This window comes from Pseudanabaena sp. FACHB-1998, from assembly GCF_014696355.1.
Taxonomy (GTDB): Bacteria; Cyanobacteriota; Cyanobacteriia; order Pseudanabaenales; family Pseudanabaenaceae; genus Pseudanabaena.
The window spans coordinates 110058-136454 of the sequence record NZ_JACJQA010000024.1 but is presented as its reverse complement, the minus strand read 5'-3'; the positions used below and the strand labels follow the sequence as shown (position 1 = coordinate 136454).

The window sequence follows — 26397 nt, the reverse complement described above, 5'->3', positions numbered from 1 at the left end:
ATTACCCAATATTGCAAAAAAGAAAAACGGCGCAGAACGCCGTTTTTCTTTTTGTGGTTACTTGACTAATCCTGCTCTCAAGGCTCGAACTGCGGCTTGGGTGCGATCGTCTGCGCATAGCTTGTTCAAAATATTTCGCACATGAGTTTTGACAGTGCCAACCGTAATATACAGGCGTTCAGCAATTTCGGCATTGCTATTACCATTGACAATTTCGGATAATACCTCTAACTCGCGCTCTGTCAGTGGTGTCGCTTCTAGAACCTGTTTATAATCAGCCTCAGCAGCAGCAATTTCCACAGTCGCCTCCTTACGGCGTACCTGTTGCAACACTATACTGGCGATCGCTGGATCAATCCATGAGTTACCCTCGGCAGTTAATCTCAAAGCCTGCACCAGATTTTCCGAGCTAATATCCTTAATGCAATAAGAGTCCGCACCTGCGGCGAAGGCAGCAAGTACTGTCTCTTGGTTATCAGTCAATGTCAAAATTAATACTTTGGTAGCTTTGCCAGCTTCTGTGGCTGCCGCCTTAATTTGGCGCGTTACCTCTACGCCATCCATATCTGGTAAGCCTAAATCCACGATCGCCACATCAGGCTGTTGGCTATTTACCAGCGCCACGCCTTCCGCGCCTGTCGCTGCTTCACCAACAAAGACTAGCTCTCCTTGCTGTTGTAAAGCGATTTTCATGCCCATGCGGGTCAGGTCATGGTCTTCAATTAGGACAACACGAATCGAACTCATAAGCACTTTTGCGAATATGCAGGGTCTATATTCTTACCAGAATCTCACAGAAGGGGCAATAAAAACAAAATACTCTCTAAAAGCTATTTTTTAAGATTTGTTATACCTTTAGTGCTTTTCAAGAGAATAAGCGTGGGTTATTGTTCCCGCCTACGGCAGGAGCAATAATCCACACTTCAATAAACAAGGTATCTGTGACAAATCTTAAAAAATGGTTTGAAATTTCTTCAGGAAGATATACAAATTCAAAGCTAAGTGGCAGCGAGGAATGTCGTCACTTAGCTTTCCCATTCTTATACCAAAACTAAAAATAGCGTAGCCATTTTTAGTTTTAAAAACTCTTACTGGGTTTAGTTTTTAATCCCCGAAAGTGTACCCCCACTTTCGGGGATTGATATTACCTAAATCTAATCAATGATCATTGATATGGAGGCAATCAATAGACAACATTAATTTTGCAAAGCGATCGCCTCTAATCTTAATCAAAAAAAATGATCGCCTCAAATATCCACACTCCCAACCCACAGGCGATTGCTTCCTCAAAAAGCCAACAATGATCGCCTCTAATCTCAATCATAAAGCGATCGCCAGATTTTTCTATTCATAATGTGACCACACAGAAACAACTCTAATAGTTTTAGTTTCTTCATGGATGGCATAAACCAATCGATGTTTGATATTGATGCGTCTTGAGCAATATCTTTTCAAGTTGCCTGAAAGTTTCTCATAGGGAGGTTCGTAGGGATTTTGCTTGAGGATTTCTAGTAAGGTTTTGAGGTTAGAGTCCAAATTGGCAGACTTCAACTTTTTAGCATCCTTAACCACATTTCGACTAAATTCAATCTTCCAATCCATTCAAGGCTCCTAGAAATTCATCTTCGGAAACCCACTCATCCAATTGTTCGGCGGCTTTAATTGACTCCACTAAATTAGGAATAGATTGGAGATAGAGAGTTTCCTGTATGCTTTCCCAATCAGATTTAGATATCAATACTGCGTCACCTTGCCGACTCGTAATAAATCTTGGTAGATGATCTTTGTTAACTTGCTCGACTAAGCTGAACAAGTTGGCTCTCGCTTCACTGGCGTTAAAAATTTTCATTAATAAATTCAAACTCGTACAATAAATTGTACCACTTTTTTTGTTAAAGCGATCGCCTAAAATATCCACACTCCCACCCCACAAGCGATTGTCCCTCAACAAACCAACAACATCAAACAGCGTCAAACACAAGTTAAGATTAAGAAAATCCCAACACACACAAATACTAAACTTTAAAATGAGATTTGAGTGGGATGAACGTAAAAACCAGATTAACCGCGCTAAACATGGATTTGACTTTGTTGACGCTTATCTAGTTTTCAATATGCCTATGGTTGTTGAACTTGACGAAAGAGAAAACTATGGAGAGGAGCGGTATATCGGTATTGGTTTACTTCAAGGTCGAGTCGTGGTGGTCGTCTACACGGAACCTGACGAAAAAACAATTAGGATTATTTCATTAAGAAAGGCACTATCTTATGAACGCAGATACTATGAACAATACCTCGAAGACTGATTGGGAAAGAATTGATGCAATGGGTGATGAGGATATCGATACATCTGATATTCCTCCATTATCATCAGAATTTTGGGCTAAAGCAAAATTGAGAACTCCTAAACAAATTACAACATCGGTTCAAATCGATCCTGAGACTTTTGCATGGTTTCAATCGCAAGGAGAGAATGCATCTCAGCAAATGTCAGTCGCTTTAAAAATTTACGCAGAAGCACATAAGTCTTATGTCGCAACGGCAAAAGCTTAGAATCTCTTGATCCTCCCTCAACAAACCAACATCATCAAACAGCGATCGCCTCTAATCTCAATCAAAAAATGATCGCCTCAAATCCCTACTTTCACTAAACAAGCGATCGCCCCTCAACAAACCAACGACATCAAACAGAGATCGCCCCCAATCTCAATCAAAAAATGATCGCCTCAAATCCCTACTTTCACTAAACAAGCGATCGCTCCCCACATAATCAGCAACACCAAAGTAGCGATCGCTTTATTAACTTGTGACAGAAAACTAGAAAGATTTTCTTGAATCAATTAATGGAGGATGCCAACCAACTTTTACCCATGCTTGTCTAGCTCGCATAATTTCTCCTTCGCCGCGAACTTCATCATTCAAATCTAGTCGGTTTACAGTTGCTCTTCCTACTTCCGTAAGACCAATAATTCTACATCCATCGTTACTCCAAATAAAATGATGATTCCATACTTGTTGGCGAGGATGAAATAGATTTACGGCGTTTAATGTTTTTGGATCTTTGCCTTGGATGAAGTTGTAATGGTGAGAGTTGCAGCGCTGGCAAGCTAGGGCTAAGTTATCAATATCATCTGACCCTCCAATGGATCTTGGTTGAATGTGATCTATCTCAAACTTTGCAGGACTAATTTCTTCTGAAGAATGACAATATTCACACAAAAAACTGGCTCTTTGTCTTATTTGGAGTCTTATTGCTATAGGAATTGCCATGTCAAATTTAGGATTCGCTAATAATTTTGGCATTAAGCAAGGTGAAAATCTGATCTAATTCCAAAATTCCTGCTAATTCTGCTTTTTCTTTGTCATTTAATCCAATTCCTTTAAGTCGCTCATTCAAGTCATCTAAGTGATTTTGTAATTCTTCAGAGAACTTAAATAAATAACGATCGCGCACTTTTGCGGTAATAATTCCTGTAGATATCCACGAAGATGGCTTTACCATTGTTTGAGTTATCATTTGCTTAACTCCTTGCTCTTGATTTAGTGATAATTATAAGCGATCGCCCAAAATATCCACACTTTCTCTACAAAAGCGATCACCCCAACATAACCAACAATATCAAACAGCGATCGCCTAAAATATCCATACTCTCACCACACAAGCGATCGTCCCTCAACAAACCAACATCAAAAAGCGATCGCCCCTAATCTCAATCACAAAGCGATCGCCTAAAATACCAACACTCCCACCACACAAGCGATCGCCCCTCAACAATCAACAAAATCAAAAAGCGATCGCCCCCAATCTCATCACAAAGCGATCGCCTAAAACATCCTTACTTTCACCACACAAGCGATCGCCCCTCAACAAGCCAACAACATCAAACAGCGATCGCCCCTAATCTCAATCAAAAAGCGATCGCCTAAAATATCCACACTCCCACCCCACAAGCGATCGCCCTTCAACAAACTAACATCAAACAGCGATCACCCCTAATCTCAATCAAACAGCGATCGCCCTTCAACAAACTAACATCAAACATTGATCGCCCCCAATCTCATCACAAAGCGATCGCCTAAAATATCCCCACTTTCACCACACAAGCGATCGCTCCTCAACAAACCAACAACATCAAGCAGTCTCAAATACAAGTTAAAATTAGGAAAATCCCAACACAGACAACTACTAAACTTTAAAATGAGATTTGAGTGGGATGAACGTAAAAATCAAATTAATCGTGCTAAACATGGATTTGACTTTGCTGACGCATATCTAGTTTTCAATATGCCTATGGTTGTTGAACTGGACGCAAGAGAGAACTATGGAGAGGATCGGTATATTGGTATTGGTTTACTTCAAGGTCGAGTCGTGGTGGTCATCTACACGGAACCTGACGAAAAAACAATTAGGATTATTTCATTAAGAAAGGCACTATCTTATGAACGCAAATACTACGAACAATACATCTCAGACTGATTGGGAAAGAATTGATGCTATGCGTGATGAGGATATTGATACATCTGATATTCCTCCATTATCATCAGAGTTTTGGGCTAAAGCAAAATTGAGAACTCCTAAACAAATTACAACATCGGTTCAAATCGATCCTGAAACTTTTGCATGGTTTCAATCGCAAGGAGAGAATGCATCTCAGCAAATGTCAGTTGCGTTAAAAATCTATGCAGAAGCACATAAGTCTTATGTCGCAACGGCAAAAGCTTAGAATTTCTTGGTAATAAAATAGCCTCTAATCTCAATCAAAAAGAGATCGACTAAAATATCCACACTCTCAACCCAAAAGCGATCACCCCTCAACAACCAACAACATCAAAGGTAGTGCTTCAAAAATGTGGATGTGATGTCTAGATTCCTTGATAGATAAAATTATTATACCAAAGAAGTTCAACAAGTCTAATGCACTACCTAGTAAGTGATAACATAATATTTCATTAGTAATTATTCTAAGAGAGTGCAAAGGTCATCTAAAAACTGAATCAGTATCAGCATCTGGGAAAAATCTCTTAATATCTTTCAGAAATATATCTGCATCCTCTTTCTTAGTGAAAGAAGCCATTACAATTTTAGTTTCTTTGTCTGAGAGAAAAGCATCTTTGCAAAATTTATCTCGTACAGTTTTTAGGTTATTTCCATTTGAAGGAACAAATACTCGATGAGGTGCATTTTGTCCTATGTAAGTTGCTCCAGCTCCACAGTCTGCAAGGGGATATTTAAGAAGTCCATCTTGAGTTGTAGATGTGGGTGATGGAGTTGTTGTAGATGTGGGTGATGGAGTTGTTGTAGATGTGGGTGATGGAGTTGTTGTAGATGTGGGTGATGGAGTTGTTGTAGATGTGGATGGTGGAGAAACACTAGGTTGATAATCTTTATGATTTTGTGTCTGCTTATAAATCTCAGCCCCAATAGGAGAGAAAAAAGTTGCTACGATTGCCGAAATTGCCGAAATTATCTGCCATATACTTACTTCATTCTGAGTGCTTAATTGCTTTGTAAGCTGAATTATGACTACTACGTCATCAGTCTCGGGGTAAACTGGATAATTTGGTATGTTGATACTAATATTCCCAATATCAGTTATTCTGTAATGGTTCTTGTGTTGGTCAATGCCATTAAGCATAACTGTCTTTATGTCTGCTCCAGGTATTTCAAGCGCACGGCAACGCCAACTAAGAGTAGACGACTCCCATTCTTCTTTACTTAGCCTAATGGGAAAATTAATTTCTTTTTTTTTACTCATAAATTTTTTTGTTCTTTATTTTATAAAGATATTTGAATTTATAAATCAGCAATTTTAAAGCTTAAAACACAATTTTCGTTTAGTAAAGTCTATCAAACCATTTATTAGTTGCCATAATCAAAAAAGAATCGTAACATTTTGTTATTAAAACAGCATTCTAATGTTGAAATGGGGGAGTCATCTATCTTTTAGAAATCTAAACTAGCGTCATAGTTGCTAGTCTGGATGAAGACTCCAACCATGAATTAGATTCGCTTCACTTGCTAAAATCTCTTCATCTCTTTCCGAAATATCTTTTTCATTGGAAGCCCCCAAACCAGCAATTGACAGTAAAAAACTGTTATGAGGTTGTGCTGTTTTTGTTTTAACAGCCTTGTAGCGAAGATAGCCAATAAAACTAACAAGCTCAGAGAAAGCATCCTCTGGCAAGTTATCAATTACTTCAATAATCTGTTGCCGCGTTGGAGTTAGGGTATTCATAAGCAAACATGAAAAAGATGCTCATTATAAAGATGCTCATTATATTTTAGCTGCAAGATGTGGTAAAAACCCTTGCAACATCTTCATCTAAAACCACAATATTTAGTTTTTTAGCTTCATTACGATTAGCAAAGCGATTAGGTTTAGCCTTCTGGTAATCAAAACTATATTCATGTAAAAGCTCATCACTAGGACTTTGTTGACCATCAACGGGAGTGTTGTTCATAATCTTCACGCTCTTTTCTGGTTGTTTGACGGGCGCTAATAATTCGTATTAAAAAACAAGGGGCTTAAGCCCCTTGCCTCTTATTTAATTAGCTACCACCAATACGGGCGACATCGCGAGAGTTGGCTTCAAAAGCGGCGTTGAGGGCATCATCACCACTCAAACCATCTTCCAATGCTTCCTTAATCGCTTGCAATACTCGCTTGTAATCCTTGGGCATTACCTTCACGAATTTAGGAACGATCGCATTCCAATCAGCGAGAACCTTCGCACCCTTAGCGCTCTCCGTATAGTCAACGTGCTGTTGAATCAACTGCTTCAGATCCTTGATTTCTTCGGGATCTTCGAGCTTTTCTAAGCCGACCATTGAGGTATTGCAACGGGTTGCGAAATCGCCTGACTCATCGAGAATGTAGGCAACGCCGCCACTCATACCTGCTGCGAAGTTCCGTCCTGTTAAGCCTAAGACCACAACCTTACCGCCTGTCATATATTCACAGCCGTGGTCGCCGATGCCTTCGACTACGGCATTTACGCCAGAGTTACGGACTCCGAAGCGTTCGCCAGCGATACCGCGAATGTAGACTTCGCCACTGGTTGCGCCGTAGAGAGCGACGTTGCCTGCGATCACGTTCTCTTCAGCGACAAAGGTAGAAGCTTTGTTAGGATAGAGAATGATTTTGCCACCACTCAGTCCTTTGCCGAGATAGTCGTTGGTATCGCCTTCGAGTTCCATCGTCACACCTGATGGAACGAATGCGCCAAAGCTTTGACCAGCCGTACCTTGGAAATGCAGATGCACGGTGTCATCGGGCAATCCTTCCCAATGGCGCTTAGTGATTTCGTTGCCAAGGATCGTACCGACGGCGCGATTGATGTTCTTGATCGGAATAGTCTCTTGAACGGGTTCACCATCTACGATCGCAGCTTGACATAAATCCAATAACACAGTCATATCAAGGGATTTGTCTAAACCGTGATCCTGTGGAATTTGGCAATAGCGACCGACATCTGCTCCAACTTCTGGTTGATAGAGAATCTTCGAGAAGTCTAAGCCTTTCGCTTTCCAATGTTCCACTGCTTGCTTCGCTTCGAGAACTTCCGTACGACCGACCATTTCATCAAGGGTACGGAAACCGAGTTTTGCCATCAGTTCACGGACTTCCATCGCAATGAAAGTCATGAAGTTGACGGTGTGGGCGGGATCACCTGTGAACTTCTCGCGTAGTTGCGGATCTTGGGTGGCGACACCAACAGGGCAAGTGTTGAGATGGCAGACGCGCATCATGATACAGCCAAGGGTGACGAGGGGAGCAGTGGCAAAGCCGAACTCTTCTGCACCAAGTAAAGCGGCAATCACGACATCTCGCCCTGTTTTCATTTGTCCATCGGTTTCCACAACGATACGGCTGCGAAGGTTGTTGAGAACGAGGGTTTGATGGGTTTCGGCGAGTCCAAGTTCCCAAGGTAAGCCAGCGTGTTTGATCGAAGTTTGGGGCGATGCGCCAGTGCCGCCGTCATAGCCAGAGATGAGAACAACATCAGCATGGGCTTTGGAAACCCCTGCGGCGATCGTGCCGACACCGACTTCTGAAACCAGCTTGACGCTGATACGGGCAGCGCGGTTGGCATTTTTGAGGTCATGAATCAACTCGGCGAGGTCTTCGATGGAGTAGATGTCATGGTGAGGAGGTGGCGAAATTAAGCCCACACCTGGGGTGGAGTGACGCACTTTGGCGATCCAAGGATAGACTTTCTTTCCAGGGAGTTGACCGCCTTCCCCTGGTTTCGCGCCTTGAGCCATTTTGATTTGAATCTCTTTGGCTTGGGAGAGATAGAGGCTAGTTACGCCGAAACGTCCAGAAGCTACCTGTTTGATGGCGCTATTTTTGGAATCACCTTGCTCGTTTGTCCATGTGTAGCGATCGGGATCTTCGCCACCTTCGCCTGTGTTGGACTTGCCGCCGATGCGATTCATGGCGATCGCCAGAGCTTCATGGGCTTCCTTAGAGATCGACCCATAGCTCATCGCCCCCGTTTTAAAGCGGCTTAAAATTGATTCGATTGGTTCTACTTCTTCAATAGGGATAGATTCGCGAGCTTTGAAATCGAGCAAGCCGCGCAGGGTGAAATGTTGTTGATTTTGTTCATTCACCAAACTGGAATATTTTTTGAACAGTTCATAGTTGCCATCGCGTACTGCTTTTTGCAATGCGTGAATAGTTTCAGGACTGAACAAGTGTGCCTCACCATCTTTGCGCCATTGGTAATCGCCACCGACATCGAGGGTATTGCCACTCGCAGGGCGATCGGGGAAAGCGTGGGTATGACGGGCGATCGCTTCTTTAGCAATCACTTCCAAATCTGCACCTTCGATGCGTGAGGCTGTCCAAGTGAAGTATTTCTTGATTACATCTTGATTTAAACCAACTGCTTCAAAGATTTGAGCGCCGCGATAGCTTTGGATTGTGGAAATACCGATTTTGGAAGCAACCTTAGTTACGCCCTTAGTTGCCGACTTAATGAAGTTCTTGCAAGCAGTTTTGAACTCGACATTTACCAAGAGACGTTGATCGATCATGTCTTTGATCGTCTCAAAGGCAAGGTAAGGATTGATTGCGCCGCAACCATAGCCAATCAATAATGCGAAATGATGGACTTCTCTAGGTTCGCCAGATTCGAGGACTAGACCGACTCTGGTACGAGTTCCTGTGCGGATCAAATGGTGATGTAAGCCTGATACCGCCAATAATGCAGGGATCGGCGCATTATCAGGATTCACGCCGCGATCGCTTAAAATCAAAATATTCACACCATCAGCGATCGCTTGGTCAGCCTTGGCACAAATCTCAGTAATTGCTGCTTCTAATCCAGACACACCAGACTTAGGAGCAAACAAAGTGGAAAGTGTAACTGATTTAAAACCACCTTCATTAATGTGCTTCAATTTCGCAAATTCAGCATCACTAAGAATAGGAGTTTTTAACTCGATCAAGTGACAGCTTTCGGGTTCAGGCTTGAGCAAATTCCGTTCTGCACCAATCGTGGTTTCTGCGGAAGTAATAATCTCTTCACGAATAGAATCGATAGGAGGATTCGTTACTTGAGCGAATAGCTGCTGGAAATAGTCATAAAGAAGTTTGGGACGATTGGAAAGAACTGCTAGAGGTGTATCGGCTCCCATTGCGCCGATCGCTTCGACACCATCACGCGCCATTGGTGTTAATAGCAAACGTAAATCTTCAAAGGAATAGCCAAAAGCCATTTGCTTCTGAGTTAAAGGAATCGCTTCGGGTTCACTAGCTACACCATCCTTGAGATTAGCGATATCCACCATATGCTGATTAATCCATTCGCGATATGGATGTTCAGTGGCGATTTGATGCTTGATTTCTTCATCAGCAACAATCCGACCTTCTTCCATATTCACCAGAAACATCCGCCCTGGTTGTAGACGACCTTTTGATTCAATCATCTCAGGGGCAATATCCAATACACCTGCCTCCGAAGCGAAGATGACGAGATCATCTTTAGTGACGTAATAGCGTGAAGGACGTAAGCCATTGCGATCGAGAATCGCGCCGATCATTGTGCCATCGGTGAAGGCGATCGAGGCGGGACCATCCCAAGGTTCCATCAAACAGGAATGGTATTCATAAAAGGCTTTCTTCTCGTCACTCATCGACTCATGAGCTGTCCAAGGCTCAGGAATCATCATCATCACGGCATGAGGTAGCGATCGCCCTGCCAATACCAACAATTCCAAAGCATTATCAAAAATCGTGGAGTCACTGCCCTCGATATTAATTACAGGCTTGATTTTGGAAATATCATCACCAAACAAATCCGACTCAAACATCGATTGACGGGCAATCATCCAGTTAGTATTGCCGCGCAAAGTATTGATTTCGCCATTGTGGGCAATGTAGCGGTAAGGGTGCGATCGCTCCCAACTGGGGAAAGTATTCGTACTAAAGCGGGAGTGGACTAGAGCTAGAGCGCTCTCCATGTCAGGATCATGCAAATCGTGAGCATAATACTGCCCAACTTGCGCTGTCATCAACATCCCCTTATAGACGATGGTGCGACAGGAGAGGCTAGAGGGATACCAATAGGAATCGATATTCGTAACCCGAATATTAGTATGGGCGAGTTTACGCAATACATACAGCTTGCGGTCAAATGCGAGATCATCCGCAAGATCGGCAGAACGAGAGATAAACACCTGTTGCATGAAGGGTTCGCTCGATTGTGCAGTATTGCCCAAAGAAGAATTATCGGTTGGTACATCTCGCCAACCAAGCACCTTTAAACCTTCAGCTTCGACTAATTTTTCAAAGGCTTGTCTACCATTTTGACGTGCTTCGGGATCGGGAGAAGCGTAAACCATACCCACGCCGTACTGTCCGACTTCGGGCAAAGTGATGTTTGCTGCCGCCGTCACTTTCACCAAGAATTTATGGGGAATCTGCATCAAAATCCCCGCACCGTCCCCTGTATTCGTTTCGCAACCGCACGCGCCACGGTGTTCCAAGTTCTCCAGAATGGTTAATCCCTGTTCGACGATCACATGGGATTTTTTTCCTGATTTATGGACAATAAATCCGACCCCACAAGCATCATGTTCAAACTGTGGATCGTACAAACCTTGTTTTAGTGGCAGTGCGTTGCTATTCATCATGGACAAAAAGGGGATATTTTAGAGGGCTAAGTTAGCTTGGACGTAATTCGGATTTTACGACGGCTATCTTGGATTGTACTAATAACTTTATGTCTTCGGGAAGATGTCTTAATGAAATGATCATACTAAAAGCCGAAATTTCTGGTATTTTGCCCTGTTTTGTTATTTTCGCTACTGAATAGAATGGGTCTCACGCTGCGCCACACCCCCTTGGGGTTTACGTTTAATCTTCTGGCATCCAAGAATTAGCTGTGCGGCGCGAAGCGCCGCACAGCTAATTCTTGGATAGTAAGAAATTACGAATATGCACATAGCTGGACATGGGCAAATAAGCGCAGGAACGTAAATTTTAGTGGTAATCAATTTATGATAGGCAGTACCAACAACCTAAATTTTTCATGCAGCTTGGTGCAGCTTGATATATGCCTGCCATTCCTTCCCATGATGACAAACCTCAACGCGATCGCCGTCAGTTGTCTCTCAAGATATTACTGATAGTTCCAGTCGTCACACAGGTGATTGCCGCCGTAGGGATTACAGGGTGGTTGTCAGTCCAAAATAGCCATGAAGCCACCAAAGAACTCGCGCCCAAAATCGGACAGGAAGTAACCAACACAATCGAATCCCATGTGCGCGGTTATTTTGATGCTCCCTTAGAAATTCTTCAGGCTCATGGGGCGGCGGCGAAGGCAGGATATTTAGCTTTAGAGAATTTAGATAGTTTAGATAAATTATTTTGGCAACAGATGCATCAAGCCAAAAATCTATACTTTTTTTATGGGGCAAATTCTGAAGGGAAATTCATTGGGGTTGAGCGTAGAGAAGATAACTTACTGTTATTGCATCGCACATCAATGCCCGCGATCGCTGGTATCGTCAGCCCTAGCCAGCCGCAAAAAACAATCTATCGTCTAGACGAAAAGGGGCGAATCCTTAATAAAATTGATGTCAATATTTTTGAACCTCGCGATCGCCCTTGGTACAAGCAGGCAGTCAAGGCTCGTCAAGCGGTTTGGAGTCCGATTTATCTATTTGTTGCCCGCCCGATTTTAGGAATTACGGCTTCCTTGCCAATTTATAGCGAATCGGGAAGTTTGCGCGGAGTCTTAGCGATCGACCTTCCCCTTTCGCAAATTGGCGATTTTTTAAATAAATTAAAAATTGCCAAAACAGGACAAGCCTTCATTCTCGAACCATCAGGAAATATCGTCGCCACTTCGACCTTAGAAGTCCCCTATATTTCTACCTCCACAGGACAAGAGCGAATCCATGCGCTCAAAAGTCAAAATCCTTTACTACGTTTGATCTTTCAAAATCTTCAGCGACAATATCCTAATTTCGCTAATTTACCCAACCATTTACAGATCCAAATGGAATGGGAAAATGCAAATCAATATATTCAGGTAAGTAGATTACGCAACGATCAAGGGCTGGATTGGTTGCTAGTTGTGGCTGTATCAGAACAGGATTTTCGCGATCGCATTGATATTAATACTCGTAATACGCTGGTTTTATGTGCTTTAGCCTTCCTCTTAGCCAGTATCACAGGCTTTTATACATCTAAATGGATTGCCAGCCCCGTTGAGAAACTTATCGATGCATCCCACAAACTTGCCACACTTTCCGCATCAGCAGATATGGCTACAGGGCAACCCTATCATTTAATTGAAACTGCCAATGTTCGCGAACTCTCGATTCTTGCGGATTCCTTCAATCAAATGGCTCAACAATTACAAATTTCTTTTACAGCTCTAGCTCAGAACAAAGAAGAATTAGAACAGCGTGTAGAACGACGGACAGAAGCGCTCAGAACTAGTGAAATCAAATACCGTACTTTGGTTGAGGCAGCAAATTGCATCATCCTTAGACGCGATACCGTGGGTACAATTAAATTTATCAATGAATATGGCTTGAGCTTCTTTGGATTCTTAGATGAAAATGAAGTAATCGGCAAAAATATCCGAGGCACAATTGTCAAAGATGATGATGATACAACCAGTACGAACTTACTCAACTGGTTACAAAATAGCGCCCATAACCCTGAAATCTATATGTTTCAGGAGAGTCAGAATATGCGTAGTGATGGCGAATTGGTCTGGATTTCTTGGTCAAATCGCCCCATCGTCGATGATAACGACAATTTGCTAGAGATTCTCTCCATTGGTGTGGATATTACGGAACGTAAGCGCGTTGAGTCCACCTTAGAAGAATTCTTGAGCTTACAAAGGGCAACCTTTGAATCGATCGCCGATGGCATTTTAGCCGTAGATCGGGTTGGGCATATCACCAGCTATAACCAGCAATTTATGGATATGTTTTCTCTCTCAGACGAGATTCTCACCATACCTGACTATTCCTTAAGATTAGAATTTCTCGCGGAGCAAATGCTCGATCCCCACGAATTTATGCAGCGATCGCATGGATTTTATCGCCATCCCGAACAGGAGAGTTATGACTTACTAGAACTCCAAGATGGTCGAACTATCGAAAGATATTCCCGTCCCCAGAGATTAGGAGATGCAATTATTGGGCGAGTCTGGAGCTTTCAAGATATTACGGCGCGAACTAAAGCCGAACAATCTCTCAAAGAGCAGGAAACCTATCTCCGCCTCATTATTGATAGTATTCCTCAACAAATTTTCTGGAAAGATACCAATCTTATTTTTCGGGGATGTAATAAAAACTGGGCGATGTATGCTCAATTAGAAACCCCTGAAAGTGTGGTTGGCAAAACTGATTATGACTTGATCAATAATTCTCAATTAGCGGAAATGTTCCGTAATCACGATCGCCAAATTATGGAATCGAATATTCCTGAAATGCATATTATTCAGCGTAAGGTCAATCCTGATAAATTAGGTCAATCCATTTGGTTAGATATTAGCAAGCTGCCAATAATTGACGCTGATGGCAAGACTATTGGGATTTTAGGCGTACTAGACGATATTACTCAGCGTAAGCTGGCTGAAGAAGCTCTCTATGCAGAACAAGAGAAGTCGGAAAGATTATTGCTCAACATTCTACCCAAGGTAATCGCCGATCGCCTCAAACAATCTCACGGAGTCATCGCCGATAGTTTTGAGTCAGTCACCGTTCTATTTGCTGATATCGTCAACTTCACTAAAATATCTTCGGAACTTTCACCACAGGATTTAGTCGATCTTCTCAATCTCATCTTTTCTAATTTTGATACCCTCAGCGAAACCTATGGCTTAGAGAAAATCAAAACCATCGGTGATGCCTATATGGTAGCGGGTGGTATTCCTCTCCCCAATGAGAACCATGCTGAAGCGATCGCCTCTATGGCTTTAGAGATGGTTCAAAAAGTGAACGAACTGCGCGAGTTAACAGGTCGAAAATTACAAATTCGCATTGGCATTCACACGGGTGCTGTTATCGCTGGGGTAATTGGCACACAGAAATTTATCTATGATTTATGGGGTGATACGGTGAATATCGCCAGCAGAATGGAATCCCACAGTGAGGTGGGCAAAATCCAAGTTACCTCTGAAACCTATGAATTGCTCAAAGATCAATTTGAATTAATAGAACGGGGGGCGATCGAGGTCAAAGGCAAAGGAACCATGAAAACCTATTGGCTAGAACGCAAAAGATAAAGGCGGCACAAAGTGTCATTTTTATCATTGCCATTTTTATCATTGAGAATTGCGGCGCGAAGTGCCGCACCTCTCAATTGGTTTATAGCTATAGAAACAAAAGCAACTTACTGCTAGTCTGTAATTGCATGTTTGCAAGATATCTTGAGGATGTCTCGGTATGAATAAGTTTCCCTGTCTTACTAATGTAATTAATGTAGCTAACGTCGCTTTTGTCATTGCGCTCAATTTGCCAGCGATCGCTTGGGCGCAATCTCAACCCACCCAACAAAAGATCGTTTTTGTCTCCCCACAAGGTGCGGATGTCGTGGGTGCTGGCTCACCAACCCAAGCCTTTCGCACCATCTCTGCCGCGATCGCCGCCAATCCAGAGCAAGGAACTATCTTTCAATTAGCTGCGGGTAACTATAGTGCAGCAACGGGTGAAAATTTTCCCCTTCGTCTTCCTAAAGGAGCAGTATTACGCGGCAATGGAAATGGAAGTAATGTCGTAATTAGTGGTGGTGGGCGTTTTGTTAGTCCGACCTTTGCGAGCCAAAATATCGCGATCGCTGCTGCTAGTGACTCCCGCATTGAAGGTGTCACCATCACCAATAGCAATCCCCGTGGCTATGGACTATGGCTAGAGTCTAGTCGCAATGTCGTTATTGCCAACAATAACTTCGTTCGCAGCACCCATGACGGCATCTTCCTCACGGGCAATGCGAAAGCCTATATCGGCAATAATCTATTCGCAGGCAATACGGGAAGCGGTATCTCAGCTTTGGGAACTAGCTCAGGTGAAATCCGTGATAACCGATTTGAGAATACTGGCTTTGGTCTGTCCATTGGACAACAATCACAGGTTGTCCTCATTAATAACAACATCTCTCGCAACGTCGATGGCATCGTTATTTCTAATACGGCTCAGCCCACACTTCGCAATAATGCCATCTTTGACAATCAACGCAATGGTTTAGTAGTTTTGCCTAGCAGTAATGGCGCACCACAGCCAGATTTAGGCACAACTTCCTCTCAGGGAAATAATATCTTCAAGAACAATCGCGAATACGATATTAACAATGCCACCACGATTCCCCTTTCGGCAGTTGGTAATCAAATCAACCGATCGCGAGTTACGGGCTTAATCGATCTCACAGCTTCCGTTCCCCCCAGCAATAATCCCATTATGGCAAGCAAGCCCCCTCTTCCAGCTATTGCCGTAGCGCCGATCAATCCTCCTAAAACTGTGTTTGTGCCTGCTAAACCTCCGAGTCAAGCCTTACCAAGTCCCGTAATTTCCACTTCTCCTAATTCGTCAAGAAAACCAGAATCACCAATGGTGATTACAATTGAGCGGGAATATAGTCCTAATAATATTCCGAATACCTCGGCTCCGCGTGTGGCAACTTTACCTCCCGTCACCCTCGATCCGACAACTGGCAAACCATTTCAATATCGGGTAGTTGTGCCAAATACTTCCTTCGCAATTACGCAAAAGGTCAAAACCATGATTCCCGATGCCTTCCGCCTTTCCCGTAGCGGTCGAATCCTGTGGCAGGTTGGTGCATATAGCGATCGCCCAGCCGCCGATGCCATGCTCCAGAAATTAGCCCAGTCGGGTGTTAATGGGGAAATTATTTCCTTTCGCTAAATCCCTGCCTAATCCCAAATGAAGAAATGGCTTAGCCATTTCTTCATTTGGGATTATAGCTGTTGACATTCTTCAAAACCAGAAAACGAGTTGCGGCGCGACGCGCCGCAATTCGCTTTTTGAGGGCGTAAGGCAAGTGACCACAGCTATACATCACAAAAATTGTCATAATTTAGCTTTTTGATAGTGCGGCGAAGCCGCACTATCAAAAAGCTGTTTTTTATTTTTGTGGCGGAGCAATCTCGTAGGTCATGAAATCATAGGCAGGAATGGTATTTGCAAAAATCATTCTTGCTTCATTTACGAGATCTTCCAATAAAACGGCATTTCCGGGGGCATACCTTGGACTGAAATGGGTCATGATTAACTGCTTCACATTTGCCAATAGAGCCACTTGCGCCGCCATCGTGCTAGTGGAATGGAGGCGCTGAAACGCCATATCTGAATCTTGATGGGCAAAGGTAGTCTCATGGATTAAGACATCGGCATTTTGCGCCAACTCCACCGAGCTATCACAAAAAATCGTATCCGTGCAGTAGGCAATCTTGCGCCCAATCTGCGGTGCGCCACAAAATTCCTTTCCATCAATCTTGCGCCCATCAGGAAGAGTGACAATCTTGCCCTGCTTGAGTGCGCCAAAAAGCGGCCCTGCGGGAATATTCATGGCGACCGCCTTATCGACATCAAACTTACCTGCGCGATCGCGTTCTACTAATCTAAAACCATGGGCAGTTACCTTATGTTTAAGAGGTGCTGCCATCACATAAAATTCTGAATCTTCACAAACTATCCCTGTTTTGACCCGATGCACCTTAATCGAATAGGAAAGCCGCGTTTCGCTGTAGCGTAAACAAGCATCCAAATATTCGCCCAACCCTGAGGGTCCATAAATATCAATATGGCTAACATTTCCCGCCATCCCACAACTTGCCAATAGCCCCGGCAATCCAAAAATGTGATCACCATGCATATGGGTAATAAAAATTTTGGTGATTTGGCTAATTTTTACATCACTTCGCAGCAATTGATGCTGAGTAGCTTCGCCGCAGTCCAGCAGCCAAACCTCAGCCCGTTGTGGCAGCCTTACCGCCACACTAGAGACATTGCGTCCGCGAGTGGGAACCCCTGAACTAGTACCGAGAAAAGTGATCTGCATATCTAATCATCTACAAAAATCTCGATACGGCGATTACCTTTGCTATTACTATCGCCAGCGCTACTGGCTAAAGGACGAGTCGCGCCATAGCCCACCACCGTCCAATAATAGCTTTGCTCACCCCGCAGTCTTACCAAATATTCTTTAACCGCCGAAGCCCGTAAATAGGACAAGGTGAGCGCATTGTCAGTACTAGCTACGTCAGTATGTCCATTAATTCTAATGCGTTTACCTTTTTCTAGGGGCAGTTGCGCCGCCACTTCATCCAGTAATCGAAAGCTTTCAGGACGAATGCTTGCTTTATCTGATTCAAACAACGCATCTGAGGCGAGAGTAAATTGCTGCTTTTTGTAATTTAAGAAATTAAAGGAGGGTTGCCATACTAAATCTGGTCGCACAAAAGCGATCGCTAAGCCAGTCACAATTCCTGCGATCGCCCCTACACCCAGAACTGTACTCCGCACAAGCAAAGTCATCACAGGATGATCCGAGGGCAAATTACTCGATGGTTTGCCTATAGATTTACTAGTTCCTTTATCTGGAGTTGGTGAATTTGTCACAGCAACCGCACAATATCCTTGCTCAATAGTCAGATCTACAATTGAGCATACGCCTAATTGTGAATCTCGTACAAATCTAATAGTAGGTTTTTTAGATTTATATACCAAAACACAAAATAGCGTAGCCATTTTGTGTTCTTAAAACTCTTACTAGGTTTGGTTTTTAATCTCCAAAAGTGTCGTCACACTTTTGGGGATTGATATTAAGGTTCTAGAGATCAGAATCAGCAATGCTGAGTTATAGCTGTGGTCACTTGCAGGAGGACAAATCAAAACCCAAGAAGCGAGTTGCGGCGCTTCGCGCCGCAACTCGCTTCTTGGGTTTTGTGTCCTAACAAGAATGGCAACAGCTATAAGAGCGAGCCGCACCTTTAGATACATTATTTTTTCTTGGCTTTAGAACTAACGGTTGTATCGATCAGTTCTAACTCATTTGCCCGAAAGGACACCATCTTTTCCCAGTTCCCACCACCAAAAATCACGGCAACTCGACCATCAGTTACACGCTGTACCTGTCCTTGAAATCCGTAATAGGTGTCACCTTCATTTACAACCCGCACTGCTGAACCCGGAAAAATGATTGGCTGCATATTTTCTTGAAACTCCCTGCTGTGGTTTTGACTAGGTTTATTCTATATCTTTTGACGATCTCCCCCTATTGCTTTTTTCAATGATTACCAGTTGGATAGGTAGATCAGAGGCGGGGGCGCACTACCCATGTGCTACAGATTTCGTATTGATTTGCGAAAGTAAAATTAGAATAATTGAGTATGGGGGGCTTTGCCGCGCAATACTCAATTATTAACGGGGAAGAAATTAATGTTACATAAGTTACAAAAAACTTGCAGACAAAGAAATATTGATTATGATCAGGGCAACGCCAAAATGAAAGCCAAACTTGAAGAGGCATAAATGGTTTCTAGCAATAGCAGGATTGGGATTATCGGCGCAGGGACATCAGGGGCTTATCTTGCCAGTTTACTGATTCAAGAGGGATTTGAAGTCAGCCTGTTTGAGAAATCTCCTGCCGTGCGTACCGATGGCTGTGGCATTCTGATCGTGCGATCGGGGATGCAAGCTCTCCATGATGGAAACCCTCAAATCACTAAAAAAATTATTGAAGCTGGTAATCCTGTTAAGTTGTTTGAGTTTCGGAACCTTAAAGGTGGATTTATTAATTCTGAATCTGTGACCTATGAGGAAGGAGAGATTCCGGGAATGTTGGTACATCGCAAGGCGATTTTAGAAGCCATTCTCGATACTTTGCCGAGCGATCGCATTACCTTTAATGCTCAGGTGTCATCGATCGCCCAGACTCCTCATAGCGCGATCGCCCATTTTAAAGATGGCAGTCAATGGGAAGGCGACTTGATTATCGGGGCTGATGGCATTCTCTCAAAAGTCCGTCCGTCTGTGGTTGGCAATATTGAGCTTAATTATTTAGGGGATCTCGTCTGGCGGGGAATTGTGGAAGATGATAGCTTCTGTCCCGAAGGAAACTTTTTTGTCTATGTGCGCGGTCGTGGCATCTATGCTAACTTTTTTCACATCGATGCAACCCATACCCATTGGGGCTTTTTCATTGAAACCGAACAAACCGATATAGAAAAACAGACGCTACATCCAACGAACACAGAAATACCTGCTCAAGAATTAGCGAAGCTACCAGAGGATGCTCGACAGGTAATTGCATCAACTCCTCTAGAAAATATAATCTGTCGCTATTCCTACGATATCGATCCATTGCCACAGTTATATGATGGTCGAGTTCTGTTAATTGGCGATGCGGCTCATGCTAAAAGCTCTACTCGTGCTAGGGGGATGACTTCAGGATGGGAAGATGGCTTGGCTTTGGTGCGACATCTCAAATCCAGTGACAATATTGCTGAAGCTCTGGCAAGTTATCAGACGGAACGATTACCCATCGTCCATGAGTATCAGCGCAGCAGTCGTGAAGTTAGCCAAAAAATTGGGCGGCGTTAACAAAAACTAGAGGTATTCATTTTGCCCTAGGCAAAACGAATACCTCTAGTTTTAATAACAAAAAATGGCGTAGCCATTTTTTGTTTTGGCATTGAGTCGTGAAAAAATTTATAAAAACAAAGGCGAAAGTTGATGATTAATAACCTTGAGATACCGCCCGATCGCTCCCAAGTTCCTGAAATCTTTATCCGTCATCTTGGTACTTGGCAAGGCGAATATATTAAAACCGACAAACAAGGACAATTCTCCCGTAGTTTTGTAGGCAGCTTTACGATCGCGATCGCTGGTAATCAATACCGACAGGTAAACAAATATGAATATGCCGATGGCTCCCGACTTCAGCTTGATTTTGAAGGAGAATTTGTAGATCAGATTTTAACAATGCGTTCTCGTAGTTACTCTGACTTTGAAGCGATCGCGTGGGATGCAGGGCAGGGCTTAGTTTGCTTTCAGGCTACAAAAACGCAAGATGATGCACTCATTAAGTTTATCGAAACCATGACTTTACTCGATGATCATCAGCGCGTGCGTAGCACCCAAGCTTTTAAAAATGGCATTTTTGATGGCATTTCCTTTATCGAAGAAATCCGAATTGCCTAAGCCAAGAAGCATTTCCCAAATATTGCAAAGCAATATTTGGGAAATGCTTCTTGAGTCGTCGGTCGAAAATTGCTGGCATAATAGCGATATTGCGATCTATTGCCGAAACCTTGAATCAATCCTACTTTCAGTCTGAATATTTACTGTTTGACCCCACTACACCAGATCATGATGCAGTAAATATTGTCTTTGCTTTCCCAAGTACCTACACCGTTGGCATCACTAGCTTAGGCTATCAAGGGGTTTGGGCAAACTTAGCTACGCGATCGCAGGTTAATGTGAGTCGATGGTTTACCGATGCCCATGAGAATTTACCGCGTCAGATTGAAATATTAGGATTCTCGTTTTCGTGGGAACTGGATTACGTGAATATTTTGGCGGCGCTAAAGCAATTTGAGATTCCCATAGATACAAGCGATCGCACCGATGAGCATCCCCTCGTATTTGGTGGGGGACCTGTCCTCACGGCTAATCCTGAACCCTTTGCAGCATGGTTTGACATTGTGCTACTGGGAGATGGTGAAGAATTAATTGGGAACTTTCTCAAGGCTTATCAGGAAGTGCGCCATGCTAGTCGTGACGTGAAACTGCGTCATCTTGCCAAACTAGATGGAATTTATGTTCCGCAGTTCTATGAAGTTACTTACGAATCAGAAGATGGCGCGATCGCTTCAATTCAACCCATTGACTCGGATATTCCCGCCCTAGTGCATAAACAGACCTATAAGGGCAATACTCTTTCGGCTTCTACGGTCGTTACCGAAAAGGCGGCTTGGGAGAGCATTTTTATGGTGGAAGTGGTGCGGAGTTGTCCAGAGATGTGCCGCTTCTGTTTAGCCAGTTATTTAACCCTCCCCTTTAGAACGGCAAGTCTAGAATCAAGTTTAATTCCTGCGATCGCTAAGGGACTGAGCGTAACTAAACGATTGGGCTTGCTCGGTGCATCAATTACCCAACATCCTGAATTTGATGCTTTACTGGATCATCTCGCCCAGCCGCAGTTTGATGATGTGCGCCTCAGTCTCGCCTCTGTGCGTACTAATACACTCACGGAGAAATTGGCGCGAATTCTCTCTACTCGAGATAGCCGCTCTGTTACCATTGCGATCGAAAGCGGTTCTGAACGCTTGCGGGAAATTATTAATAAGAAATTACATAACGATGAAATTAGACAGGCGGCAATTAATGCACAGGCTGGTGGTTTGAAGTCTCTCAAGCTCTATGGTATGGCAGGTATACCGATGGAAAATGATGATGATATCGAGCAAACTATTGAGATGTTAATTTCCCTTCGCAAAATCGCACCAAAATTAAAGATAACCTTTGGTTGTAGTACTTTTGTTCCCAAATCCCATACGCCTTGGCAATGGCAAGGGGTCAACACTTCTGCCGAGAAGAAAATGCAACATTTCCGTAAGAAGTTATTACCAAAGGGAATTGATTTTCGTCCTGAAAGCTACAAGGATTCGCTGGTACAAGCGCTCATTTCTCGTGGCGATCGCCGCCTAACTAAGTTATTGATTTTGGCTTGTAGCTATAGCGATGGCGATGTACCGAGCGATGGTTCCTATAAACGCGCCTTTAAGGAATTGCGGGAACAGTTGCCACCTTTAGCTTGGTATGTCCATGAAAATTGGGATGTAAATCAAGTATTACCTTGGCAACACCTTCGCACTAATTTACCCGTAGAGACTTTAATTAAGCATCGAGATACTTCTTTATCTCAAACCCAGTAAGTTTTTTAAATGAAGAAATGGCGTAGCCATTTCTTCATTTGGTATTAGAGTGAGCCGCACTCTCTCAAGGTCTTAGGGGAGCGACAATAAATGCTGAATAGTTGCCACTAGTTGCTTTAACTTAACAGGTTTGGCTAAATACTCATTTGCTCCTGCTTCTAGGCATTTTTCGCGATCGCCTGACATTGCTAGAGCCGTTAAGGCGATGATAGGAAGTGATTGCAATTCGGGATTTTTACGAATAATTTTAATTGCTTCTAATCCATCCATCTCTGGCATTTGAATATCCATCAAAACTAGGTCAGGCTTTTCTTGCTTGACTATATTAACGGCGGCAAGCCCATCCTTGGCTACTAATAAACGATAGCCATGACTTTCTAAATAGTCCCAAATGCTTGCCACATTGGCTTCATTATCATCAGCAATTAAAATCAAAGATGATTTAGGGTAGAGCGTTTTTTTAGTTGAGATAAAAGAAGATAATGAAGTATTAACTTCAATGATTGGATAAGGTAAAGAATCTGCTTGATGAGGTTGATAGGGAATTCGGATAATAAATTTACTACCTTGATCGATCTGACTTTCTAGCAAAACATGACCGCCATGCAGTTCCGCAATTCTTTTGACTAGGGCTAGTCCTAGCCCAGTACCCGCATATTTGCGATTGAGAGCGCTATCGATTTGGACAAAGGTTTGAAAGAGTTTGCTAATATCTTTTTGATCGATTCCAATACCTGTATCGGTTACCGAAAATTCAATATAAGTGGGACTTGTTTCTATATTGCCTAAGTTAATAATTTGGATTTCTAAGGTGACCTGACCATCATTGGGAGTGAACTTGACCGCATTGGTTAATAAATTGATTAAGGCTTGACGCAAACGAAGTTCGTCAGCATAGATATAAATGGTATTTAAGGGAAGTTTGGTGATTAATTGAATATTCTTTTTATTAGCCAATTGCCTTACAAAGGTCAGACTATCATCGCAAATTGCTGGGGCTGAGGTGTTTTGCAAATGGAGTTCTAATTTGCCAGATTCAATTTTGGCAAGATCGAGAATATCATTAATTAGTTCTAAGAGATGATAGCCACTACGCTCAATCGTTTCAAGGGATTTTCTCTGACGTTCGTTTAGCTCTCCGAGGATACCTTCGAGCAAACTTTCGGACAAGCCTAAAATTGTATTGAGCGGAGTTCTTAGCTCATGGCTCATACTCGCTAGAAACTCATCTTTGAGGCGGGTTGCCCTCACTAGTTCACAGTTAGCTAGTATTAATTGCTCCTCTACCTGCTTGCGATCGCTAATATCCCGAATAGAAGTTAAATAGGATAGCTCGTTATCCCATTCAATTTGGGTGACGAGAACTTCTGCGACTTTGAGTTTACCTGCTTCGGTGATGAAATCCATTTCAAAGGATTTATCAATCGTGATGGGAATCCCTAACTCTAATCCCTTTAGTTCGCCAATATGGAGATTAAAGATTTTTTCTGCGGAAGGATTTGCAAAGATAATCCTTCCATATTGGTCAAGAATGATAATCCCGTCAGAGCTGTGGCTGACAATTGTTTGTAAATGTTCTAAAATAGATCTTTGCTGGGATTCGATCGCTCTAATTTGTTCTTCGGCAAGCTTACGCTTATGAATGTCTTGAGCTTTGCCAACTATTTGTTTAGCCCGTCCCTCTGCATCCCTCAAAAATACGGCACTACGATCATAAAACCAGCGATATTGCCCATTAGCATTAATAATTCGATACTCAAGCTCTAAAATATCTCCATCTTTAGCGTTATCAAAACGTTTTTGAGTTTGGATTATCGTTTCCAAATCATCAGAATGGATAATGGTCAGAAACAAAGCTGAACCCATTGCTTGGATCTGGGAAACAGAGTAACCCAGAATTGAGGTGATAGAGTTATTTACATAAATATTACGATGCTCTTGTAAATCATAGATATAAATAATATCTGGCGATATATCAACAATGCGTTGGATGAAATGTTGATCGTCTACAGGTGTATTTGGGAAGTCCGTGGTAAATCTTGGTTTTGTTAATGCTTCTTGATGATTTTGCTGTATTTCAGTTGTAACTTCACTTTCAATTGAAGATGAACCAGAGGTACGGGAGATTATTTGGACGAGATGCTCCGCTGTAATTAGAGCGATCGGATATTCGTGTTCGTCTAAAACTGGTAAGTATTTGAGGCTATGTTCTGTAAAAAGACGAAGAATTTCTGCAACAGAAACTTGCGATCGCCTAATAGTAATAGGCGATCGCGTAATGACATTAATAAGCTTTAAGGTATCTAATTTTTGATTTGTCGCAATAAGTCGAAACAAATCCTGTTCGGTAAATGTCCCAGCAAACCTTTCCCCCTCTACTACCAATACACAGCTTTGCTGTGATTGGCTCATAAGACCTATTGTATGTATTACAAATTCATGAGCATCGATTGTAGTGGGACTATAGTCATTGCTCCAATCTAAGCTTAGATTAGAAAGAGAATGCAGACTCATAGCCTAAGTTTTTATAATTAACCTGAGTATATGCCAAGCATAGAGCAGTTAATCGGATACTTCATGATTCTTTTGATTTAATAAATTTCACAATCCTGCAAACCATTCATAGCCTTCATCTACCCAATAGCCTCGACGTTGCGAAAGTTCCTTGGCAAAGGTGACTCTAATTACCCATTTAGATTGCTTATAACCCAATTTAATCGGAGATGCTAATCGTAAAGGAGCGCCATTCTCCACAGGTATCGTCTCTCCATTTTTTTGATAGGCAAGCAGCGTCTGTGGATGTAAAGAAGAGGCGATATCCCAACTTTCATAATAGCCATCGGCGGACTCAAAGTAGACATAACGCGCTCCTGCTTGGGGCTGGACTAGCTTTGCTAAATCCAGTAAGCGTACACCTCCCCACTGCACGATCGCTGCCCAACCCTCTACGCAAACATGACGGATCACCATGGAGGTTAAGGGTAGCGATCGCATATCACTCATGCTCAATTGCAAGGGATTATCCACTGCACCATCAATTACTAATTTGAAGGTATTAGGATTAATAATAGGAGTGAAGTCAAAGGAGTTGACTAATAAAGCTTCTGGCTCGATCGCACTGGCGGGAAATTCAGGCACAGGAGTCTGAGGCTTGAGAATTAACTCTTCAATGCTTTGATTAAGTGGCTCAAAAATCGGACGAACTTTATCTACATACAGAGAAGTCCCGCAACTTCCCAAGGCTAAGCCCAGTCCTGATAGTCCTGTAAATTGGAGCATCTGACGACGGGAAAACCGACGCTGTAAATTATGCTGTAATTGCTTTTGAAGATTATTCCGAATGTATTTATCAAACTGCATTTGCTTTACCTTAAAGTATCCTACTTACACAAACATGGAGCGAATCATCTTGAGACCGCCAACTCTAAAAGATAGAAATATATGGGCGATCGCAAAAATAAGCACAATCGGAATAGTCAGAAAATGAGCAATGCGGAGATTTTGCCAACTGCCAAATAAACCTGAGACGAAGGCAAACTGAGCAGGCTTATACATACATAAACCCGAAAGAATCGCTAGCAAAAGTATGGGAATAATCGCCGTATAGGCAAGACGATGCCATGCGTAATTTTTGCGTTTAGGATTTTGAGCTTTGAGGGCTTGCAAATCTTTTTCCGAAGCAAAGCGATGCTTCCAACGCCTAGTAATAAAAATATAAATTCCATAAATCAATAGGCTCATCGAAAAGAACCACATCGCCGCAAAATGCCAATTGCGTCCGCCTCCTAGCCATCCGCCCAAGAGTAAAACCTTAGGGAATCGCCATCCTGCTCTACCGCCAAATACAGGATTAGCGTTATAAATTTGCAGACCACTAGCGGTCATAAAAATCAAAGAGATTAAATTAATAAAATGGAAGGATTTAATAAAAATCGCTTGCTTGGGTGCAGGAGAAGATTTGGGACTCAT

The 26397-nt window shown here is 42.8% G+C and carries 24 protein-coding genes; 9 read left to right on the top strand and 15 right to left on the bottom strand.

Features of this window, described 5'->3' with window-relative positions:
* Positions 1-57: 57 nt before the first annotated feature.
* The 3 genes from H6F42_RS08785 to H6F42_RS22120 form a co-directional block, all read right to left on the bottom strand.
* Complete coding sequence (locus H6F42_RS08785) at positions 58-747, bottom strand: response regulator transcription factor (protein WP_190398976.1); 690 nt, start codon at positions 745-747, stop codon at positions 58-60.
* Positions 748-1344: 597 nt separating this feature from the next.
* A complete protein-coding gene (locus tag H6F42_RS08780; RefSeq protein ID WP_190398975.1) occupies positions 1345-1602 on the bottom strand; it encodes a Txe/YoeB family addiction module toxin in 258 nt (85 codons plus the stop codon).
* Positions 1586-1849, bottom strand: coding sequence for a type II toxin-antitoxin system Phd/YefM family antitoxin (locus H6F42_RS22120; RefSeq protein WP_190398974.1), 264 nt, complete (start codon positions 1847-1849; stop codon positions 1586-1588). The genes H6F42_RS08780 and H6F42_RS22120 overlap by 17 nt, the downstream gene beginning before the upstream one ends.
* A gap of 178 nt (positions 1850-2027) precedes the next feature.
* On the opposite strand from H6F42_RS22120, the gene H6F42_RS08770 reads away from it, so the two are divergent.
* Together H6F42_RS08770 and H6F42_RS08765 are read left to right on the top strand one after the other, a co-directional pair.
* Entirely contained in the window at positions 2028-2306 is a 279-nt protein-coding gene (locus H6F42_RS08770; RefSeq protein ID WP_190398973.1) for a BrnT family toxin, read from the top strand.
* Positions 2269-2553 (top strand): BrnA antitoxin family protein, encoded by a 285-nt coding sequence (locus tag H6F42_RS08765; protein WP_242018379.1) that lies wholly within the window; start codon positions 2269-2271, stop codon positions 2551-2553. Before H6F42_RS08770 ends, H6F42_RS08765 begins: the two co-directional genes overlap by 38 nt.
* A 264-nt stretch (positions 2554-2817) precedes the next feature.
* On the opposite strand, the gene H6F42_RS08760 is transcribed toward H6F42_RS08765, so the two are convergent.
* A complete protein-coding gene (locus tag H6F42_RS08760) occupies positions 2818-3270 on the bottom strand; it encodes an HNH endonuclease signature motif containing protein (protein WP_242018378.1) in 453 nt (150 codons plus the stop codon).
* Between the two features lie 7 nt (positions 3271-3277).
* Positions 3278-3517 (bottom strand): hypothetical protein, encoded by a 240-nt coding sequence (locus tag H6F42_RS08755; protein ID WP_190398971.1) that lies wholly within the window; start codon positions 3515-3517, stop codon positions 3278-3280.
* Between the two features lie 681 nt (positions 3518-4198).
* On the opposite strand from H6F42_RS08755, the gene H6F42_RS22295 reads away from it, so the two are divergent.
* Entirely contained in the window at positions 4199-4477 is a 279-nt protein-coding gene (locus tag H6F42_RS22295) for a BrnT family toxin (RefSeq protein ID WP_190399018.1), read from the top strand.
* On the top strand, positions 4440-4724 hold the full coding sequence (locus H6F42_RS08745) for a hypothetical protein (protein WP_190398970.1): 285 nt from the start codon (positions 4440-4442) through the stop codon (positions 4722-4724). The genes H6F42_RS22295 and H6F42_RS08745 overlap by 38 nt, the downstream gene beginning before the upstream one ends.
* Before the next feature lie 255 nt (positions 4725-4979).
* Here H6F42_RS08745 and H6F42_RS08740 read toward each other — a convergent pair whose 3' ends face one another.
* The 4 genes from H6F42_RS08740 to gltB all read right to left on the bottom strand — a co-directional run bounded on the left by H6F42_RS08740 (position 4980) and on the right by gltB (position 11140).
* Positions 4980-5756, bottom strand: coding sequence for a hypothetical protein (locus H6F42_RS08740; protein WP_190398969.1), 777 nt, complete (start codon positions 5754-5756; stop codon positions 4980-4982).
* 216 nt (positions 5757-5972) lie between these two features.
* Complete coding sequence (locus H6F42_RS08735) at positions 5973-6236, bottom strand: hypothetical protein (protein ID WP_190398968.1); 264 nt, start codon at positions 6234-6236, stop codon at positions 5973-5975.
* A gap of 46 nt (positions 6237-6282) precedes the next feature.
* Positions 6283-6462 carry a hypothetical protein gene (locus H6F42_RS08730; RefSeq protein WP_190398967.1) on the bottom strand — a complete coding sequence of 60 codons (180 nt, stop codon included), beginning with the start codon at positions 6460-6462 and terminating at the stop codon, positions 6283-6285.
* 88 nt (positions 6463-6550) lie between these two features.
* Positions 6551-11140 carry a glutamate synthase large subunit gene (gltB, locus tag H6F42_RS08725; protein ID WP_190399017.1) on the bottom strand — a complete coding sequence of 1530 codons (4590 nt, stop codon included), beginning with the start codon at positions 11138-11140 and terminating at the stop codon, positions 6551-6553.
* Between the two features lie 425 nt (positions 11141-11565).
* On the opposite strand from gltB, the gene H6F42_RS08720 reads away from it, so the two are divergent.
* Both H6F42_RS08720 and H6F42_RS08715 read left to right on the top strand, forming a co-directional pair.
* The gene (locus H6F42_RS08720) at positions 11566-14760 is read left to right on the top strand and encodes an adenylate/guanylate cyclase domain-containing protein (RefSeq protein ID WP_190398966.1); all 3195 of its coding nucleotides are present in this window, start codon (positions 11566-11568) and stop codon (positions 14758-14760) included.
* 160 nt (positions 14761-14920) lie between these two features.
* A complete protein-coding gene (locus H6F42_RS08715) occupies positions 14921-16393 on the top strand; it encodes a DUF1565 domain-containing protein (RefSeq protein ID WP_190398965.1) in 1473 nt (490 codons plus the stop codon).
* Positions 16394-16613: 220 nt separating this feature from the next.
* On the opposite strand, the gene H6F42_RS08710 is transcribed toward H6F42_RS08715, so the two are convergent.
* From H6F42_RS08710 to H6F42_RS08700, 3 genes are all read right to left on the bottom strand, one after another.
* On the bottom strand, positions 16614-17549 hold the full coding sequence (locus H6F42_RS08710) for a ribonuclease Z (RefSeq protein WP_190398964.1): 936 nt from the start codon (positions 17547-17549) through the stop codon (positions 16614-16616).
* Between the two features lie 2 nt (positions 17550-17551).
* Positions 17552-18109: an OmpA family protein gene (locus H6F42_RS08705; RefSeq protein WP_190398963.1), complete on the bottom strand. Its 558-nt coding sequence runs from the start codon at positions 18107-18109 to the stop codon at positions 17552-17554.
* 380 nt (positions 18110-18489) lie between these two features.
* Positions 18490-18690: an NAD(P)H dehydrogenase subunit NdhS gene (locus H6F42_RS08700; protein WP_190399016.1), complete on the bottom strand. Its 201-nt coding sequence runs from the start codon at positions 18688-18690 to the stop codon at positions 18490-18492.
* Between the two features lie 331 nt (positions 18691-19021).
* Here H6F42_RS08700 and H6F42_RS08695 point away from each other — a divergent pair, with 331 nt between their 5' ends.
* From H6F42_RS08695 to H6F42_RS08685, 3 genes are all read left to right on the top strand, one after another.
* On the top strand, positions 19022-20092 hold the full coding sequence (locus H6F42_RS08695; RefSeq protein ID WP_190398962.1) for an FAD-dependent monooxygenase: 1071 nt from the start codon (positions 19022-19024) through the stop codon (positions 20090-20092).
* A gap of 132 nt (positions 20093-20224) precedes the next feature.
* Positions 20225-20692, top strand: coding sequence for a DUF3598 family protein (locus tag H6F42_RS08690; RefSeq protein ID WP_190398961.1), 468 nt, complete (start codon positions 20225-20227; stop codon positions 20690-20692).
* Positions 20693-20802: 110 nt separating this feature from the next.
* Positions 20803-22428, top strand: a complete 1626-nt coding sequence (locus H6F42_RS08685) for a radical SAM protein (RefSeq protein ID WP_190399015.1) — start codon at positions 20803-20805, stop codon at positions 22426-22428.
* 72 nt (positions 22429-22500) lie between these two features.
* Here the strand turns inward: H6F42_RS08685 and H6F42_RS08680 are convergent, their stop codons facing one another.
* The 3 genes from H6F42_RS08680 to H6F42_RS08670 form a co-directional block, all read right to left on the bottom strand.
* Positions 22501-24942, bottom strand: a complete 2442-nt coding sequence (locus H6F42_RS08680; RefSeq protein WP_347272294.1) for a response regulator — start codon at positions 24940-24942, stop codon at positions 22501-22503.
* A gap of 87 nt (positions 24943-25029) precedes the next feature.
* Positions 25030-25788 carry a molybdopterin-dependent oxidoreductase gene (locus tag H6F42_RS08675; protein WP_190398959.1) on the bottom strand — a complete coding sequence of 253 codons (759 nt, stop codon included), beginning with the start codon at positions 25786-25788 and terminating at the stop codon, positions 25030-25032.
* A gap of 24 nt (positions 25789-25812) precedes the next feature.
* Positions 25813-26397 carry a cytochrome b/b6 domain-containing protein gene (locus H6F42_RS08670; RefSeq protein WP_190398958.1) on the bottom strand — a complete coding sequence of 195 codons (585 nt, stop codon included), beginning with the start codon at positions 26395-26397 and terminating at the stop codon, positions 25813-25815.